Source organism: uncultured Winogradskyella sp., from assembly GCF_947496485.1.
In the GTDB taxonomy this organism is placed as follows: Bacteria; Bacteroidota; Bacteroidia; order Flavobacteriales; family Flavobacteriaceae; genus Winogradskyella.
In genome coordinates this window covers 183,829-202,633 of the sequence record NZ_CANMCZ010000005.1, presented here as the reverse complement: position 1 = coordinate 202,633, position 18,805 = coordinate 183,829, and the positions used below count along the sequence as shown (strand labels likewise).

General features: G+C 35.6%; 18 protein-coding genes. 6 read left to right on the top strand and 12 right to left on the bottom strand.

What is annotated here, in order from left to right; genetic code table 11:
• Positions 1-46 precede the first annotated feature (46 nt).
• From Q0822_RS15195 to Q0822_RS15175, 5 genes are all read left to right on the top strand, one after another.
• Positions 47-208, top strand: coding sequence for a DUF5522 domain-containing protein (locus Q0822_RS15195; protein ID WP_299125197.1), 162 nt, complete (start codon positions 47-49; stop codon positions 206-208).
• Between the two features lie 5 nt (positions 209-213).
• Positions 214-2,208 carry a urocanate hydratase gene (locus Q0822_RS15190; RefSeq protein ID WP_299125195.1) on the top strand — a complete coding sequence of 665 codons (1,995 nt, stop codon included), beginning with the start codon at positions 214-216 and terminating at the stop codon, positions 2,206-2,208.
• Between the two features lie 19 nt (positions 2,209-2,227).
• Positions 2,228-2,782: a DUF4136 domain-containing protein gene (locus Q0822_RS15185; RefSeq protein ID WP_299125193.1), complete on the top strand. Its 555-nt coding sequence runs from the start codon at positions 2,228-2,230 to the stop codon at positions 2,780-2,782.
• 119 nt (positions 2,783-2,901) lie between these two features.
• Complete coding sequence (locus Q0822_RS15180) at positions 2,902-4,578, top strand: SulP family inorganic anion transporter (RefSeq protein ID WP_299125192.1); 1,677 nt, start codon at positions 2,902-2,904, stop codon at positions 4,576-4,578.
• A gap of 150 nt (positions 4,579-4,728) precedes the next feature.
• Complete coding sequence (locus Q0822_RS15175) at positions 4,729-4,920, top strand: cold shock domain-containing protein (RefSeq protein ID WP_299125190.1); 192 nt, start codon at positions 4,729-4,731, stop codon at positions 4,918-4,920.
• A 61-nt stretch (positions 4,921-4,981) separates the two neighbouring features.
• Here the strand turns inward: Q0822_RS15175 and Q0822_RS15170 are convergent, their stop codons facing one another.
• Genes Q0822_RS15170 through Q0822_RS15155 form a run of 4 tightly spaced genes read right to left on the bottom strand, consistent with a single transcriptional unit; the run spans position 4,982 to position 10,494 of the window.
• Positions 4,982-6,043 carry a bestrophin family ion channel gene (locus Q0822_RS15170; protein ID WP_299125187.1) on the bottom strand — a complete coding sequence of 354 codons (1,062 nt, stop codon included), beginning with the start codon at positions 6,041-6,043 and terminating at the stop codon, positions 4,982-4,984.
• Between the two features lie 53 nt (positions 6,044-6,096).
• Positions 6,097-8,145 carry an alpha-ketoacid dehydrogenase subunit alpha/beta gene (locus tag Q0822_RS15165; RefSeq protein ID WP_299125184.1) on the bottom strand — a complete coding sequence of 683 codons (2,049 nt, stop codon included), beginning with the start codon at positions 8,143-8,145 and terminating at the stop codon, positions 6,097-6,099.
• Positions 8,145-9,209, bottom strand: coding sequence for a branched-chain amino acid aminotransferase (locus Q0822_RS15160; RefSeq protein ID WP_299125181.1), 1,065 nt, complete (start codon positions 9,207-9,209; stop codon positions 8,145-8,147). Before Q0822_RS15160 ends, Q0822_RS15165 begins: the two co-directional genes overlap by 1 nt.
• Positions 9,210-9,213: 4 nt before the next feature.
• The gene (locus tag Q0822_RS15155; protein ID WP_299125308.1) at positions 9,214-10,494 is read right to left on the bottom strand and encodes a dihydrolipoamide acetyltransferase family protein; all 1,281 of its coding nucleotides are present in this window, start codon (positions 10,492-10,494) and stop codon (positions 9,214-9,216) included.
• A 191-nt stretch (positions 10,495-10,685) separates the two neighbouring features.
• Between Q0822_RS15155 and Q0822_RS15150 the strand changes: the two genes are divergently transcribed.
• Positions 10,686-11,159, top strand: a complete 474-nt coding sequence (locus Q0822_RS15150; protein WP_299125179.1) for an Lrp/AsnC family transcriptional regulator — start codon at positions 10,686-10,688, stop codon at positions 11,157-11,159.
• Between the two features lie 2 nt (positions 11,160-11,161).
• Here the strand turns inward: Q0822_RS15150 and Q0822_RS15145 are convergent, their stop codons facing one another.
• The 8 genes from Q0822_RS15145 to Q0822_RS15110 form a co-directional block, all read right to left on the bottom strand.
• The gene (locus Q0822_RS15145) at positions 11,162-11,758 is read right to left on the bottom strand and encodes a transferase hexapeptide repeat family protein (RefSeq protein WP_299125176.1); all 597 of its coding nucleotides are present in this window, start codon (positions 11,756-11,758) and stop codon (positions 11,162-11,164) included.
• 1 nt (position 11,759) lies between these two features.
• On the bottom strand, positions 11,760-12,512 hold the full coding sequence (locus tag Q0822_RS15140) for an enoyl-CoA hydratase/isomerase family protein (RefSeq protein ID WP_299125173.1): 753 nt from the start codon (positions 12,510-12,512) through the stop codon (positions 11,760-11,762).
• Positions 12,513-12,559: 47 nt separating this feature from the next.
• Positions 12,560-12,847 carry a GIY-YIG nuclease family protein gene (locus tag Q0822_RS15135; RefSeq protein WP_299125171.1) on the bottom strand — a complete coding sequence of 96 codons (288 nt, stop codon included), beginning with the start codon at positions 12,845-12,847 and terminating at the stop codon, positions 12,560-12,562.
• A 61-nt stretch (positions 12,848-12,908) separates the two neighbouring features.
• Positions 12,909-15,407 (bottom strand): phenylacetic acid degradation bifunctional protein PaaZ, encoded by a 2,499-nt coding sequence (gene paaZ / locus Q0822_RS15130; RefSeq protein WP_299125168.1) that lies wholly within the window; start codon positions 15,405-15,407, stop codon positions 12,909-12,911.
• Between the two features lie 6 nt (positions 15,408-15,413).
• Positions 15,414-16,016 carry a short chain dehydrogenase gene (locus Q0822_RS15125; protein ID WP_299125165.1) on the bottom strand — a complete coding sequence of 201 codons (603 nt, stop codon included), beginning with the start codon at positions 16,014-16,016 and terminating at the stop codon, positions 15,414-15,416.
• On the bottom strand, positions 16,017-17,225 hold the full coding sequence (gene pcaF / locus Q0822_RS15120) for a 3-oxoadipyl-CoA thiolase (RefSeq protein ID WP_299125163.1): 1,209 nt from the start codon (positions 17,223-17,225) through the stop codon (positions 16,017-16,019).
• Positions 17,225-17,632 (bottom strand): hotdog fold thioesterase, encoded by a 408-nt coding sequence (locus tag Q0822_RS15115; RefSeq protein WP_299125160.1) that lies wholly within the window; start codon positions 17,630-17,632, stop codon positions 17,225-17,227. The genes pcaF and Q0822_RS15115 overlap by 1 nt, the downstream gene beginning before the upstream one ends.
• On the bottom strand, positions 17,632-18,801 hold the full coding sequence (locus Q0822_RS15110; RefSeq protein WP_299125157.1) for a 3-hydroxyacyl-CoA dehydrogenase NAD-binding domain-containing protein: 1,170 nt from the start codon (positions 18,799-18,801) through the stop codon (positions 17,632-17,634). Before Q0822_RS15110 ends, Q0822_RS15115 begins: the two co-directional genes overlap by 1 nt.
• Positions 18,802-18,805: the final 4 nt, after the last annotated feature.

Sequence of the window (18,805 nt, the reverse complement as noted above, 5' to 3'; positions counted from 1 at the left end):
TTATTCGTTTCAAAAATCACACCAATTTACATTATCTTTGTTAAGTATGAAGAAATATGTCCCAATTGAAGACGGAGACTACTATCTAACACCCGAAGGCTATCGTTGTTTCACAGAGCAATATCACTTAAAACGAGGATATTGTTGTGAAAGTGGTTGTAGACATTGTCCTTATGGATTTGATAAAAATACATTAAAAAAGAAGTGATGCAGATGACAAAATTATCTTTCAAAGATCAAATACTAGAGGGCATTCCAAATGTGTTACCTCAAACAAAATCTTATGATTCTTCTATAAATCATGCACCAAAACGAAAAGCTATTCTCTCTATTGAAGAAGAGAAATTAGCACTTAAAAACGCATTACGTTACTTCGATAAAAAGCATCATAAAGAGCTACTACCTGAATTTAAAAACGAATTAAAAACCTACGGTAGAATCTACATGTACAGATTTCGACCAGATTACAAAATGTATGCAAGGCCAATCGAAGAATATCCTGCAAAGTCAAAACAAGCAGCAGGTATTATGCTAATGATTCAGAATAATTTAGATTATGCAGTGGCACAACATCCGCATGAGTTAATTACTTATGGCGGAAATGGAGCAGTATTTTCAAATTGGGCGCAATACAGGCTCACAATGAAGTATTTGGCTGAAATGAATAATAAACAAACTCTTGTGATGTATTCTGGTCATCCAATGGGTTTATTCCCTTCTCATAAAGAAGCACCTAGGGTTGTGGTTACAAACGGTATGATGATTCCTAATTACTCCAAACCCGATGATTGGGAAAAGTTTAATGCACTTGGAGTAACACAATATGGACAAATGACTGCTGGAAGTTATATGTATATTGGTCCTCAGGGTATTGTACACGGCACCACAATAACCGTTTTAAATGGGTTTAGAAAAATAGGCAAATCACCTAAAGGTAATCTTTTTGTAACTTCTGGATTAGGCGGAATGTCTGGCGCTCAACCCAAAGCTGGAAATATTGCAGGTTGTATTACAGTTTGTGCTGAAGTTAATCCTAAGATTACACAAGTTCGTTTAGACCAAGGTTGGATAGACGAAAACATAACTGATTTAGATGAATTAGTTTCTAGAGTTAAAAATGCAAAAACTAAAAAAGAAACCATTTCAATAGCCTATTTAGGTAATATAGTTGATGTATGGGAAAAATTTGACAAAGCCAATATCCACATTGATTTAGGAAGCGACCAAACCTCGCTTCACAATCCATGGGCTGGTGGATACTATCCTGTAGATATATCTTTTGAAGATGCCAATGAAATGATGGCCAATAATCCTGAATTATTTAAAGAAAAAGTTCAAGAAACTTTACGCCGTCATGCTAAAGCTATAAACAAACATACTGCTAAAGGCACATACTTTTTTGATTATGGAAATGCCTTTTTATTAGAAGCTTCTAGAGCTGGTGCAGATGTAATGTCTGAAAATCCAACAATAGGTCGCGAGTTTAAATATCCAAGTTATGTGCAAGATATCATGGGACCAATGTGTTTTGATTACGGATTTGGACCATTTCGTTGGGTATGTGCCTCAGGAAAACCTGAAGATTTAGCAAAAACAGATAAAATTGCTTGTGATGTTCTTGAAGAAATAATGAAGAATTCTCCTAAAGAGATTCAACAACAAATGTCTGATAATATCCAATGGATAAAAGGCGCACAAGAAAACAAATTAGTTGTTGGCTCACAAGCAAGAATATTATACGCAGATGCAGAAGGAAGAATGAAAATTGCCGAGGCTTTTAATAAAGCTATTGAAAAAGGTGATATTGGATATGTTATACTTGGTAGAGATCATCATGATGTATCCGGAACAGACTCACCATACAGAGAAACTAGTAATATCTATGATGGTTCTCGCTTTACCGCTGATATGGCCATACATAATGTTATCGGAGATAGTTTTAGGGGAGCCACTTGGGTAAGTATTCATAATGGTGGTGGTGTTGGATGGGGAGAAGTTATAAATGGTGGTTTTGGTATGGTTCTTGATGGTACTAAAGAAGCATCAAAACGATTAAAACAAATGTTATTTTGGGATGTCAACAACGGAATTTCAAGACGTAGTTGGGCCAGAAACGAAGGAGCAATTTTCGCCATAAAACGAGCCATGGAAGTTGAACCTAACTTAAAAATAACTTTACCGAATACTGTTGATGAAAATTTATTGTAAATAATTAAAAAAAAGCGATATGAAGAAACTAATTAAACTCACTCCGATTTTAGTATTTGCCATCCTTCTATCTTCCTGTAGTTCTGTTAGAGTTGCAGCAGATTATGATAAAGAGGCAAATTTTGACACTTACAAAACATTTGCATTCTTTAAACCAGGTATTGATAAGGCTGAGATAAATGATATCGACAAACGTAGAATTCTTAGAGCTATCGAAGCAGAATTGATGGCAAAAGGGATGACTAAATCCGAAAATCCAGATATGCTTGTTAGTATATTCACCAAATCGAACCAACGTGTTGATATTTACAACAATGCTTGGGGCGCAGGTGCCTGGGGCTGGGGAGGTTTCAATCGTTGGGGTTGGGGTTGGGGACCTGGTTGGGGAGGAAATCAAGTTTCCACCAAAACTGAAGGTGTTCTTTTCATCGATTTCATTGACGCAAGCAAAAAAGAATTGATTTGGCAAGGATCCGGTACAGGCTATCTTGTTACTCGAAATGTAGAAAAGAAAGAAGCGCGTATAAAAGAATTTGTATCAAAAACCATGGAACAATTTCCGCCCGTAAAATGATATTTCTACCATAATATAATAGAAAAGCATCGTTGTTTCGATGCTTTTTTTGTTTCTAGTATTTACTTAGTGTTTAAATCTAAAAACTATATCTTTGGCGCCTTTTAAGAACATATATTATGATTTTAGGTCAAACTACTAGAAAAAACTTTACTCAGAATCCAAAGAATGATATTCTTTCAGGATTAACTGTTGCTTTAGCATTAGTTCCAGAGGCAGTAGCATTTGCCTTTGTTGCAGGTATTGATCCTCTAGTTGGACTTTATGGAGCCTTTATGATGGGAATTGTTACAGCACTTTTTGGTGGTCGTCCCGGAATGATTTCTGGAGCAACAGGAGCAATGGCAGTTGTTATGGTCCATCTTATTCAAAAAGGAAACGAAGTAGGTATCACACTCGCAACACCAATTGAAAACCTTGGTCTACAATGGCTATTTATAACTTTATTATTTGTTGGTGGTATTCAAATATTAGCAGGTGTTTTTAAACTTGGCAAGTTTGTTCGCTTGATTCCACACCCAGTTATGATGGGATTTGTCAATGGTTTAGCTATTGTTATATTCTTGTCTCAATTAGGTTTATTTCCAAATGCAGTCCCAAAAGATATTTCTATTTGGAGTAATCCATCAGATTGGTTTTCAGCATTATTTACAAATGCAGCATTCTGGAAAATGATGGGATTCATAGCGTTAACTATGGGAATAATGTATGGATTACCTAAGCTTACAAAAAAGATTCCTGCTGCCTTAATAGCAATTATAGTTGTGGCTTGTATTACAATTTTTGGTGGAATAGAAATGAGTACAGTAGGTTCATTCATCAAAGAAGGAGGAGGAGAAGGCTTGCAGGGCAGTTTACCTGAATTCCAAGATCAAATCTTTGGATTATTTAGTACACTTTCCGGTCACTGGGATTTAATATTATCTACTGCATTTATATTAGCTGCAGTTGGCCTAATTGAGTCGTTAATGACATTGAATCTTATTGATGAAATGACCGAAACAAGAGGAAATGGCAACAGAGAATGTATTGCTCAAGGTGGTGCAAATATGTTAAATGGATTTTTTGGTGGTATGGGAGGCTGTGCCATGATTGGCCAATCTATAATCAACGTAGACTCTGGTGGTCGTGGTCGATTATCTGGTGCCGTTGCTGCTCTTGCACTACTCTGCTTTGTTCTATTTGGAGCACCTTTAATTGAGCAAATTCCAATTGCTGCTTTAGTTGGTGTAATGTTTATGGTAGTAATAGGAACATTTGCATGGAGTAGTTTCAGAATCATAAGAAAAATTCCTGTTTCTGATGCCATAGTTTTAATTGCTGTTTCTGCAATTACAGTGTGGAAAGATCTAGCAATCGCTGTTATTGCTGGTGTTATAATTTCTGCTCTGGTTTTTGCGTGGAAGAATGCAACTATGATTAGAGCTCGAAAACGCATTCAACAAGATGGTACTAAAACTTATGAAATTTGGGGGCCATTATTTTTTGGATCAATTCAGAATTTCAATTCTAAATTTGATGCTAAAAATGATCCTGATAAAGTTGAAATAGATTTTGTAGAATCTCGCGTTAGTGATCATTCTGCTTTAGAAGCTATTTTTAATTTAGTCGAAAAATATGAGGCTGAGGGAAAATCCATTAAACTTAAACATTTGAGTGAAGATTGTAAAGTATTGCTTCGAAAAGCAAGTCCTAAGTTTGAAGAAGTCATTATTGAAGATATTGATGATCCAAGATATCATTTAGCCGCAGATCCAGAGAAATTCACAAAACCTCTTTCTGAATATAAAATATAAGTCAACTTTACTTTTTTTATTTACCGCTTATAACTTAAGTGTTAAGTGATTAACTACAATTTTCATCCTTTTTACAAAAATAAAGGGGTGAAAATAATTGAAAATCAATTAATTAGACTACTTTCGCACCTTAATTTAATATATTTTAATATGAGTACTGGTACAGTAAAATTTTTTAATGACTCTAAAGGTTTTGGATTCATAACAGAAGAAGGAAACGACAAAGAGCATTTTGTACACATTTCTGGTTTAATCGATGAGGTTAGAGAAGGTGACAATGTAGAATTTGATTTAACAGAAGGAAAAAAAGGATTAAACGCAGTAAATGTAAAAGTTATATAATTATATACCTTACAATCTTTTTAAGAATAAGGCCTATCTTTTAGATAGGCTTTTTTAGTACTTACATTTGAACATGTTGCTCTTCAGGAAATTGACTAGGAATGCTATCCAAATCTTCATTAAGCATTTGTCTTAAATCAATTTCAATACCTCTTGAAATAGTAGAAATAGGAACATCATTAGGCCCGCCTTCAAATGGGTTTTCTCCAGTTCTGGCCAAACGCTCCATGGTATGAAATGCCCATGACACCACAGCACAAAACGGAATTGCAATCCAAATAAAATATTTACCTACAAGAAAAAAATCATCTACCATGGTTTCACCAATTTCTGCAAACTCTGGAATTAAACCAAAGGGTATTAAAATGGTAAAAACTCTAGTAAGGTATAAGCCCAAACTTGCATATTGTCTAGGGTAAGGGAAGTTTTTTATTCGTTCTGATTTACCTTGATGGGTAAAAAGAGATTCTAATACATTTTCTAGTTCTAAGAAAGCAAATTCCCAAATTAGACCTTTCTCCTTCAATTCTCTTATATGCTTAGATTGTAAATATAAAAGTGCAGTCTGCTTATTTCCTTTAGATAAAACATATGCTCTTTCTTCTTCTGATAAATACATCATAAGATTGTCATCTAGAGTAGAGACTTCTTCTGGTATATGAATCATATCTCTCCATTCTTGATTAGTTTTTGATTTGTGCTGAGTCTCCCAAGATTTTCGTTGTCGCATGGCATACCGCAACGCAGTCATCCAAGCAATATGACGATAGACTAGTCTCTTTTTGTGTTGTTTTAATTCATCTTCAGAGACTGGATGACCACAGTATTCGTTTGTAACCATATCTTGGACTTTCATTCCCCAAGTACGAGATGTATTTACTATAGCTCCCCAAATCATTCGAGCCTCCCAAATACGTCCATAAGCAGAATTATTCTGGAAACCCACCAAAAAGGCCACTGCTGTACCAATCAAGGCAACTGGTGTCCATGGTACATTTAGAAATGTAAATCCGAAAACTTTATAAAGAATAGTAATAATCCCAGCATAAAGAAGATAAATCAATGTCTCTCCACGCGTCCAAAGCACCATGTCTTTGATTGAGTAACGTTTTTTGGTAAGCATTTAGTTATGATTATTTGATGTAAGATAATAAAAATCTTACATCAAATAATCACCTAGTAATTCAATAGATCTTCAATTTTTGATTTCACTTTCTCTGTCGAAGGAATCATTGTTTGCTCCAACGTCGAATTTAAAGGAATTGCTGGCATGTTTTCACTTCCAATAGTCATTACTGGTGCATCTAAATATTTGAAACATTCTTCTTGAATTTTTCCAGCTAAGGCTCTAGCAAAACTATTATTTGAAGGTTCTTCTGTAACGACTAAACATTTGCCCGTTTTTTTGACAGATTTCATAATGGTATCTTCATCTAAAGGATATAAAGTTCTCAAATCAATAATTTCAATTTGGTCTCTCATACCTAGTTCTCCTGAAGCATTATACGCCCAATGCACTCCCATCCCATAAGTAACAATGGTTAAGGTCTCAACATTTTCTTGTTTCCAGATTTCTTGTAAAACCCAAGCTTTACCGAAAGGCAAAACGTAATCTTCACTTGGCTCAACAGAAGTAGCTCCTTGTGTACCTGGTACTTTAGACCAATACAATCCTTTATGTTCTAAAATAACTACTGGATTAGGATCGTGATAAGCGGCCTTCATTAAGCCCTTAAGGTCAGCTCCATTGCTTGGATAGGCTATTTTAATTCCTCTAATATTTGTGATAACACTTTCAACAGAAGACGAATGATACGGCCCACCACTTCCATAGGCACCGATAGGCACGCGTAAAATCATACTTACAGGCCATTTACCATTAGATAAGTAACAGCTGCGACTCACCTCAGTAAATAGCTGATTTAAACCTGGCCAGATATAATCTGCAAACTGCACCTCAACAATAGGCTTTAACCCAACCGCAGACATTCCAACTGTTGAACCCACAATAAAAGCTTCCTGTATTGGTGTGTTAAACACGCGATCGTCTCCAAATTTTTGCGCTAAGGTTGCTGCTTCTCTAAAAACACCACCTAACCTACCACCAACATCTTGTCCGTAGAGTAAACATTCTTTATGTTCTCGCATTAACTCTTCAACAGCAAATAGCGCACAATCTACCATCACGACTTTATCCGCACCTTCTGGTTCACGAGTTCCTTTTTCTTCAGTTATTGGTGTTGGTACAAAATCATGTGTAAATAGATCCTCAGGTTTTGGGTCTTCAGCTTTTAATGCTTTTTCAAAATCTGAAGCTACTTTGTCTTTAGCAGATTCTTCTATGTCATTAACTTCCTTTTCACAAAAGCCATTATCTAGGAGTTGCTGTCTTAAAACTGGATAAGGATCACGGGAACGCGCTTCATCTAAATCATCACGATACCATTCCATACGAACACCAGATGTATGATGATTCAGTAAAGGTACCTTAGCATGCACCAAAAATGGTCTACGCTCTTTTCGAATTGTTGCAATCACTTTTTCTATAGCCTCATAGCTTTCTGTAAAGTTTGCCCCATCAATAGAAATTGCCTCTAATCCATGGAATCCTTGAGCATATTCAAACGCATTCTGTGCTCTCGTTTCAGCTGCATTCGCAGAAATATCCCAACCATTATCTTGTACTAAATACAGAATTGGCATCTGCTTCAAAGCGGCCATCTGAAAAGCTTCTGCTATTTCTCCTTCCGTCACAGAAGCATCACCCAGCGAACATACAGAAATAGGATTTTCAATTGAAGTATCATTTAAACCTTGTATTTCTTTATACTGTATTCCCATAGCAACACCAGTTGCAGGAATCGCTTGCATTCCTGTGGCTGACGATTGGTGCGGAATTTTTGGCTTATCATCATCTTTTAAACTTGGATGTGAGTAATAAGTTCTGCCTCCAGAAAACGGATCATCTTTTTTGGCCAATAATTGCAACATTAAATCATAAGGCTCCAATCCAAAAGACAATAACATAGCATCATCTCTATAGTATGGAAAAGCATAATCTTGTGGCAATAATTGTAGCCCTAAAGCTATTTGAATTGCTTCATGCCCTCTCGATGTGGCGTGCACATACTTAGAAACCTGTTTAAAATTAGCTTCGTACAATTCTGTCATTGCTTTTGCCATGCAGAGCTTTGCAAATCCTTTCTCTAGTATTTCTTTTTTCATTAAGCCAATTCTTTTTCAACTTTAATCATCCAGCCAAATTTATCTTCAACTTTTCCAGTTTTAATTGCATTTAAAGAGTGGTTAACTTCCAATCCAACTGGGCTTGCATCAGACACATGAATTGTTTCTCCATCTAATCCAATTTCCTGAATATAAGCTATCCCAACCGCAGTTCCTGTACCGAATGCTTCTTCTAGGGTATTATTTTTTGAAGCTTCTTGAATTTCGTCTATCGTGATTGCACGCTCTGTCACTTCATAACCTTTATCTCTTAAAATAGCAATTACACTCATTCTAGTAATACCATCTAAAATGGAACCGTCGCGTTTTGGTGTAATGAATTTTCCACCTATTTTGAAGAAAATATTCATAGTCCCAACTTCCTGAATATATTTATGCTCAATTGCATCTAACCATAATACTTGATCGTAACCTTTTTCTTTTGCCAACTCTGTTGGACGAATAGCTGCTGCATAATTCCCAGCTGCTTTAGCTTCACCTGTACCACCATTTGCAGCACGTATATATTCTCTTTCTGCCCATAATTTAATTCGCTTACTAAAAAATGGACCCGCTGGTGATGCCATAATAATAAACTTAAAATATGTTGCTGCACGCATACCAATAAATGGCTCATCAGCATACATAAACGGTCTTAAATAGAGTGCACTTCCGTCTGTTGGCGGAATCCAATTGCGTTCTAAATCGACGAGTTGTTTTAATCCTTCAATAAACATACTTTCAGGAAAATGAGGCATTCCCATTCTATCTGCACTTTTATTTAATCTTGCTGCATTTTTATCTGCGCGAAAAAGCATTGGGTTACCATCAGTATCAACAGTAGCTTTCATTCCTTCGAAAATAGCTTGTCCGTAATGCAATGCCATTGCCGCTGGATGTGTTGGTATCATTCCCATAGGAACAATTCTTGGATTAATCCATTCACCATTTTCATAATCACATATAAACATATGATCCGTAAAAGTGGTTCCTAATGGTATATTGTTGAAATCGATATTTTCAACTTTTGAATTTTCTACTCTTTTGATGTCTATATTTTTCATAACATTATATCTTTCGGTTCAAATCAAATTGTTCAAAATAATCAGCCACCCGGCGCACAAAACTTCCACCTAAAAAGCCATCAACAACACGATGATCAAAAGAAAGCGATAAGTACATCATACTTCTAATTGCAATTTCGTCTCCTTTTTCTGTTTCGATAACCTCTGGTCTTTTCTTTATGATTCCTAATGCCAGTATGGCCACTTCGGGTTGATTGATAATTGGTGTACCCATAACACTTCCAAAAGTTCCGACATTAGAAATGGTAAACGTACTTCCTTTTATATCATCTCCTACAAGCCTATTTTCTCTGGCTTTATTTGCTAATTCATTTACATTTTCAGCAAGTTGTTTCAAATCTTTAGTATCTGCATTTTTCACCACAGGAACAATTAAATTTCCGCTCGGTAATGCTGTTGCCATACCAATATTTATATCTTCTTTTACAATAATATTATCACCATCGACTGATGCATTTATATTTGGAAAATCTTTAACCGCTTTTGCAACCGCTTCAACAAATAATGGTGTAAAGGTTAAACGCTCACCATATTTTTCTTGAAAAGCTATTTTATTAGCATTTCTCCAGTTAACCACATTGGTTAAATCGGCTTCCACATATGCAGTAACATGTGGTGACGTGTGCTTTGAATACACCATATGATCTGCAATCATCTTACGCATGCGATCCATTTCAATGACTTTACCTTCTCCTTTATCGAATGTTAGTTGCGGTATTCTATAAGCCGTTGGGTCTTTGGTTAAGGGTTGAGCAGATTTGTATGGTCGACCATCTTCGATATATTGAAAAAGGTCACTTTTACGTAAGCGTCCTTCTTTTCCTGTAGCAGGAATTCGAGCTAATTCTTCAAAACTAATATGATGCTCTTTGGCAATTGAAATAACTAATGGAGAGAAGAATGTGTTAGCATTTGATGTTGAAAAAGAAGTTGAAGAACTCTGAATTGCCTTTGGAATTTTAAGAACTTTCTGCTTTACACTATCTGATTTTTTTGGTTTATTATCCTTTTTCTTAGTTTCCTTTTTCGCTGATGATGATTTACCATTTGCTTTTATAATAGCAATGGTTTCACCAATTTTAATAACATCATTGGCATTATACAAAATATCTACAATTACACCTGAAACTGTTGAGGGTACTTCTGAATCTACCTTATCAGTAGCCACTTCTAACAACATTTCATCGTCTTCAATAGTATCACCAACATTTTTAAACCAAGTAATGATTACCGCTTCAGTGATACTTTCACCCAATTTGGGCATTTTAAATTCGAAATTTTCCAAATCAAAAATAGTTTTTATATAAGAAATAAAGATACTTCATATCGAATATATCTACTATTAAAAACTTTATTATTAACTATAAAAAATTATTTATTCTAAATTATTATTATTTAAAAGTTTTTTATTCTTTTTATATTTGTATTTAAGCCATTTTAAAAAATAATTTTCTTATGCCATACGTTCTTGATAAGATAGACTCACAAATCCTAGCTATTCTTCAAAAAAACAGCAATAGGACCACTAAAAGTATTGCTGAGGAACTCGGCATGACTACGTCACCAATTTTTGAACGTATTAAAAAGCTTGAAAAAGAAGGTTATATTAAGAAATATGTTGCAGTATTAGACCATAAGAAAATAGGTTTAAAACTTAAGGTATTTATTGGAATCACTTTACAAGGTCATACAAGAAGTTATTTGGAAAAGTTTGTGAAAGAGATTAATGATTTTCCTGAAATTGTAGAATGCCATCGTGTAAGTGGAAATTTCGATTATTTATTGAAGCTAGTTGTTGAAGATATTGAAGCTTATGAAACGTTTATTATTTCAAAATTAACACTTCTACCATATTTAGGTAATGTACAAAGTTTAATTACGCTTTCAACTGGAAAAGAAACCAATGAAATTGATTTAAGTAGAATTTGATTTTACTTTTTAAAAGTCTCTCTAAGCGTCTTATAAATATCATCTTGCACTTTCATATTTTCAGGAACTTCTCTTAGTGGCTCAACTTCTCGTAAAGATTTATGACAATCTGCTGGTAATTGCTGATAAAGCTCCGTCCCTTTCGTTTTCCAAGCTATCATTTCATTAGAAACTTCCTTTACAATTTTTGCCGGATTCCCAACTACTAAACTACGCTTTGGAATTTTAGTTTCTGCCTTAACAAATACCATGGCTCCAACTATAGATTCATCACCAATTTCAGCATCATCCATAATAACCGTATTCATACCTATTAAACAATTTCTGCCCAAATTAGCTCCATGAATAATAGCTCCATGTCCAACATGCGCGCTTTCTTTAAGAATGATTGATTTTCCTGGAAACATATGGACTGTACAATTTTCTTGCACATTTACACCATCTTCCAATATGATTTGTCCCCAATCACCACGAATTGCAGCTCCAGGACCTATATAACAGTTTTTGCCTATAATCACATTGCCTGTCACAGCAGCTAAAGGGTGCACAAAACTACTTTCGTGAACTACTGGTGTATAGCCATTAAAACTGTATATCATTTTATTTAAACCCTTTTAATTTCTCTTTTGTAAATTCTGACAGCACTAATCTTCCACTTGTTTGCGCGCGCTCTGCTAAAAGCTCATCCCAATGATCAGTACCTTTCCAAAACACCTTTTTCATTTCTAGCATCGCTTCAGTATTGTAAGTACATAAATGCTCTGCTGTTGCTTTTACAGCTTCGTCTAATTCTTCAGTGCTTTCATAGACATGAGTAAATAAACCTTTTTGTTTGGCCCATTCCGCAGAATAAAACGTATTAGCATCAATTGCTATTTGAGACATTGCGCTTAAGCCCATTTTACGTTCTATAGCTGGTCCGACAACAAAAGGTCCGATACCAATATTAAGTTCACTCAACTTTATTGCCGCAAATTTTGTTGCCATGCAATAATCAGTTGAAGCCGCAAGACCTACTCCTCCACCTACAGTTTTACCTTGTATACGTCCAATAATAAATTTCGGACATTTTCGCATGGCATTAATAACGTTAGCAAAACCAGAAAAGAATACTTTTCCAGTAGCCGCATCATTGATATTAATCAATTCATTAAAACTTGCTCCAGCACAAAAGGTACGGTCACCACCACTTTTTAAAACAATCACTTTTATGTCATCGTTCAACCCAGCTTCAGTAATGATATTAGCTAATTTTGCCAGAACATCTCCTGGTAATGAATTATGAGCAGGATGAAAAAACTCGATATATCCTACTTCATTTTCTATGGTTTGTTTTACGTATGGTTTGGTCATCACATTTATGTGTTCCCGTGAAAACGGGAATCTCGTTTTATTAATTACTATTTTAATACCTCATACAAATCCTTCCACTCAGGATTCGACTTTTCTATAAGCTCTATTTTCCAAGCTCTATACCACTTCTTCATTCTTTTTTCTCTCAAATTAGCTTCATCTTCAGTTTCAAACGCTTCAAAATAAACAAGTTTATCTAAATTATATCTAGCTGAAAATGTATTTGGATGTGCTTTTGTTTTATGTTGATATATTCTTTTTTTTAATCGCTTTGTTTTTCCTATGTATAAAACACCTTGCTTTTTATTTGATATTATATAAACTAAGTATTTCATATTTCAAACTCGCATTTTGAGAGATTCCCACTTTCGTGGGAACTTTAAGCAATTCAATTTGCTATAACAAATTGAATTGCTCAAAGTGATGATTTAAATGTTTTCTTTCCATTAAATACCACTCGTATCTATTTAATTCACCAAATACCATATTTTTTAATTTAGCATCTGGATTTTCTTTAAAATATTCTAAATAGGCTTCTCGTTGCGTCTTAAATTTTTCAATAGCAGTGGCTAAATCTGAGTGCTTTAAATCATCCAGTGTTTCCTTATCTAACAAAGGGAACCGCGAATTCTGAGGGAATTTTTTATAATTCCAAAGGCTATTTTTTACTTTTTCCAAAATCTTTTCTGGTGTTGAAATTTCAAAATCCTGAATTTCACCCGCCGCAATTTTATAAGTAAACTCCAAATGCTCAATCATGTGTTGTGGTGTCATGATTCCCCATTTTGGTTTCATGTCTTCGGTCAATTTAGATAAACATTCGTCAATCTTTTCATCAGTCATTTCTACAAAAACTTCTTGTTTCTTTTGCACCATAGTTAATACAGTTGCTAAAGCCACAAGTTCATCATCTGCGTCAAAAATTTCAGCAAACCATTTTACGATTCCGCTCGGATGTTCAGCAGAGGCTACATCACGATCTATTTTTTGTTTACAGGTTAAACGTACATAAATAGTATCGTTATGATATAATGGTCTAAGGAAACGACATTCTTCTAAACCATAATTAGCTGATACAGGTCCTTTATTTGGATACACAAACAATCCTGCAGCAGCCGAAATAATGAAATAACCATGAGCTGTACGCTTTTCAAAAATACTTCCATCAAGAGATGTGATATCTGTATGCGCATAGAAATGATCCCAAGTGACATTAGCAAATGAGATGATATCTGTATCTGTAATGGTTCGCTTATGCGTCTTCATTGACATTCCTGTCTCAATATCCTCCCAATGGTATTTAAAAGGATGTTGTTCTGCTTCTTTATATTTTGCATTCTGCTGATAGATTCCCGTAATCTCAGTAATCGTTGTTGGCGAACCTTGGATTGCGGTACGTTGTAAATAATGTTTTATACCACGCATTCCCCCCATTTCTTCTCCGCCACCTGCACGTCCTGGACCTCCATGGACTAGATATGGTAATGGCGAACCATGACCTGTGCTTTCTTTAGCGCTCTCTCTATTGAGTACTAATATTCGACCATGATGAGATGCTGCATTAACGACATACTCCTTAGCAATTTTATCATCATTTGTTGCTATTGAAGACACTAATGAGCCTTTACCCATTTGAGCAAGCGTAATTGCTTCATCTAAATTTTTATAAGGCATAATGGTACTTACAGGACCAAATGCTTCACGTTCGTGAATTACTGTATTCTGAAATGGATGATCAGCTCTTAATAAAATAGGACTAATAAAAGCACCTTTTTTAGCATCTGCTCCAATGGTTTCAATTTTATCTACATCTCCATATACGATTTGTGCTTCTTTAGCTAGATCGTTTACAGAATCTTTTACAGCTTGAACTTGTTGTTGACTTACTAAAGATCCCATGCGTACTTCTTTTAATCTTGGATCTCCAATAGTCACTTTATCAAGTGCTTTTCCTAATGCAATTTGAACATCTTCAACTAAATTCTCTGGCACCATGATTCTACGGATTGCTGTACATTTTTGTCCAGCTTTTACAGTCATTTCTTTTCTCACCTCCTTGATGAACAAGTCAAATTCAGGTGTCCCAGGAACCGCATCTTCTCCTAAAATAGACGCATTTAATGAATCCGCTTCCATCGTAAATGGCACAGATTCTTGAATCAATCTTGGGTGTGCTTTCAGTAAACGTCCTGTTTGGGCAGAACCAGTAAATGTGACTACGTCTTGAGATTCTACTGTATCTAATATCGTTTTTACAGTTCCATTAATGATTTGAAGCGCACCTTCTGGAAGAATGCCAGAATCAACAATTGTTCTCGCTACGGCTTCTGCTAAATATGATGATGAAGGTGCTGGTAAAACCACAGCTGGTACTCCTGCCATCCAGTTCACCGCACATTTTTCTAACATTCCCCAAACTGGAAAATTGAAAGCATTGATATGTACAGCTACTCCTTTTCTAGGTACCATTATATGATGCGCCATAAAACGTCCACCACGAGACAAATCGATAGCATCGCCTTCAACATGAAACGGTTGATTTGGAAATAACTTTCTTAAGGACGCATTGGCAAATAAATTTCCGAATCCACCTTCAATATCTATCCAACTATCTACTTTTGTCGCACCTGTTCTGTAGCTTAAGTCATAAAAGGCATCTTTTCTTTTGGTGAGATATAAGGCTAAACTCTTGAGCATATTCCCACGCTCTTGAAACGTCATTTTTCGAAGTTTTTCTCCACCTTTGGTTCTTCCATATTGAAGAATATCAGGAATATCTAACCCTTCTATTGCCACGCTAGTAAATGCTTCGCCAGTTACAGCATCTAGAATTGGTGCTCCCTCCTCTTTACCTGTTGTCCAGTTTCCTTGAACGTAATGTTGTATTTTTTCCATAATAACTTAAGCCATTATTCTTAAAACTCTTCCTGTAATTTTCCCTTCGACGGACTTCACATAACCATCTACAATTTTATGCATTGGTACTGGTGTGTTTCCCGGAAAATAATCTTTATATTTTTCAAATGAGTCTTCTACTAAATCTGAGCATACTACATTGATACGCTTTCCGTCTTTTAACTCTAAAGCGACAGCTTTCACAAAACTATTTATGGCTCCGTTGACCATGGCAGCACTTGTTGTCATATCAACAGGGTCGTCTGCTAAAATTCCCGTTGATAATGTTATTGAACCATTTGGATTAAGATAGTCCTTTCCAATTCGGACAACATTAACTTGACCCATCATTTTACTCTTTATGCCTATATAAAAATCATCTTCCGATAAATTATCAAGCTTGTCCCATTTTGCATCTCCAGCAATGGCAACAATAGCATCAAGCTTACCAACAGAATCAAACATCGACTTAATAGAACTTGAATCTGAAAAATCCACTGTTACGTCACCTGAATTTCGTCCAGCAATGAGCACCTCATGTTTTTGAGCTAGTCGTTCACTAACCTTTTTCCCTATGGTTCCGTTTCCTCCTATAACTAGAATCTTCATTTATACTTTTTCTATAATTGCTGCATAACCTTGTCCAACACCAATACACATGGTTACTAATGCATATTTTTTATTTTGCTCGTGCAATTCTACAGCTGCAGAATAAGCAATCCTTGCTCCTGTAACTCCTAATGGATGACCAATTGCAATCGAGCCACCATTTGGGTTTAATCTAGCATCGTCATCTGCCAATCCCCAAGCTCTCGTACATGCTAAAGCCTGAGCTGCAAAGGCTTCATTTAATTCAATAACATCCATATCATCCATGGTCAAACCGGCTTTTTCTAATGCTTTATTAGAAGCTTGAACTGGACCAATTCCCATAATTCTTGGCTCTACACCAACCACAGCAGAACTTACAATTCTTGCTAATGGTTTTAGGTCATATTTTTTTACAGCATCTTCTGAAGCAATAATAGTTGCTGCTGCTCCATCATTTAATCCAGATGAATTTCCTGCAGTAACACTTCCTCCTTCTTTTTTGAAGGCTGCTCTTAGTTTCCCTAATACTTCTAAAGATGTATTTGGTTTTACAAATTCATCTTTTGAAAATTGAATTGGATCTTTTTTGCGTTGCGGAATTTCAACAGTAATTATTTCTTTTGCTAGTCGCCCATTTTCCTGAGCTTTTGAGGCTTTCAATTGACTCCTATAGGCGAATTTATCTTGGTCTTCTCGAGAGATATTATATTTCTCGACAAGATTCTCAGCAGTATTGCCCATTCCGTCAGTGCCATACATCTGTTGCATTTTTGGGTTGATAAAACGCCAGCCAAATGTGGAATCGTACATTTTAGAATCGCCACCAAATCCGGTTGAGGGCTTCGCGATAACATATGGACCTCTTGTCATATTCTCTACACCTCCAGAGATAAAGACATCACCATCACCTGCTTTAATAGCACGATTGGCATGAATGATTGCTGATAAGCCAGAACTACATAATCTGTTAACGGTTTCACCTGGCACTGTAAATGGCAAACCTGCTAACAAAGATGACATACGTGCGACATTACGATTATCTTCACCAGCTTGGTTAGCGCAACCCATAATCACGTCATCATAAGCTTCTTTAGGAATATTTGGATTTCGTTTTACAACTTCAGCAATCACTAAAGCTCCTAAATCGTCTGTACGCACAGCCGACAATGTCCCTTTATAATTTCCTATTGGTGTTCTAATTCCGTCTATTATATATGCTTCTTTCATTACTCTTTCCAATCTTTTTGAGTTCTATAAACTATTCCTTTAAAAAGGGCCACTAATTCATCACCTCGTTTTACTTCGATGATATTAAAACCTAATTTGTTATTTACTTTTTCGATTACAGATTCAGCCACTAAATAATCACCTTCATTTAAAGCTTCAATATGATTGATGCTTGTTTCTATCGATACGGCATATTTGCCATGCGTATTAGCTGCAAAACCAAAAGCCGTATCAGCCAACGAATAACTTACTCCGCCATGAGCTTTATCCATGCTATTAAGCATGTCCTTTCTAATAGTCATTCCTAGTTTACAACGTCCTATTTCACATTCTAAAATCTCAATACCTAACCATTGGCTAAAAGCATCTTGAGAAAGCATTTTATATGGAATCTGTTCTCCTTTCATTAAAAGAAGGTCTTATTTTCTCTGTTCATCTTGCGTAATAGTGGACTACAACGGTAACGATCTTCATGGTATTCGTTATAAAGTTCATCTAATTTTGAAACACACCAATCTATTCCTTTTTCGTCTGCCCAAGCTAATAATCCTTTCGGATAATTGACACCTTTAGTCATGGCATTATCTATATCTTCTGCAGAAGCTATATTTAAAAATAGAGCATCTGTGGCTTCGTTAATGAGCATCACTAAAACACGGTTGAATATTTTTTCTGCTAGTACGTTGTCATAAGATTCTTGGCTATCGCTCTGAGTCACACGCTTTCCATTATTATCATATTCATAATAGCCAATTCCAGACTTTCTACCTAAATAACCGGCTTCTGCAAATCGTTTTTGAGTAAACGACGGCTTGTACCTTGGATCGAAATAAAATGCTGTGAACACAGTTTCTGTAACCGTATAATTTACATCGTTACCAATGAAATCCATGAGTTCGAATGGTCCCATTCTAAATCCACCAATCGTTTTTAGACTGTAATCTATAGTTCCAAAGTCTGCAATACCTTCTTCGTAGATTCTTAAGGCTTCTCCATAGAATGGTCTTGCGACTCTATTGACTATAAAACCAGGTGTATCTTTTGCAACGGCAACCACTTTTTTCCAACTAGTAATGGTATCGATTGATTTCTCGAGCACTTCATAAGATGTTTGAATAGCAGGAATAACCTCAACTAATTTCATTAATGGTGCTGGATTAAAAAAATGAATGCCGACACAACGTTTTGGTTTTTTTAAAGACGCGGCAATAGATGCTATAGATAGGCTCGATGTATTTGAAGCTATAATACAATCGTCTGCCACATAACCTTCAAGCTCTGAAAAGACTTTCTTTTTAATATCAAGATTTTCGATAATGGCTTCGATCGTTAGATTTGAATCCGATAAATCTTTCAAGTTATCTACGTAACTAATATTTGACTTAATTCTATTTTTTTCATCAGAATCAATTCGTCCTTTTTCAATTAGACGCAGAAGAATTTTTTCTAATGACGCTTTAGCTCTATCGAGAGCTACTTGATTTGTATCGTATAATTTTACTTGACAACCAGCAGTAGCAGCCACTTGTGCAATACCGCTTCCCATGGTTCCAGAACCTATAATTCCTACGTTCATAGTT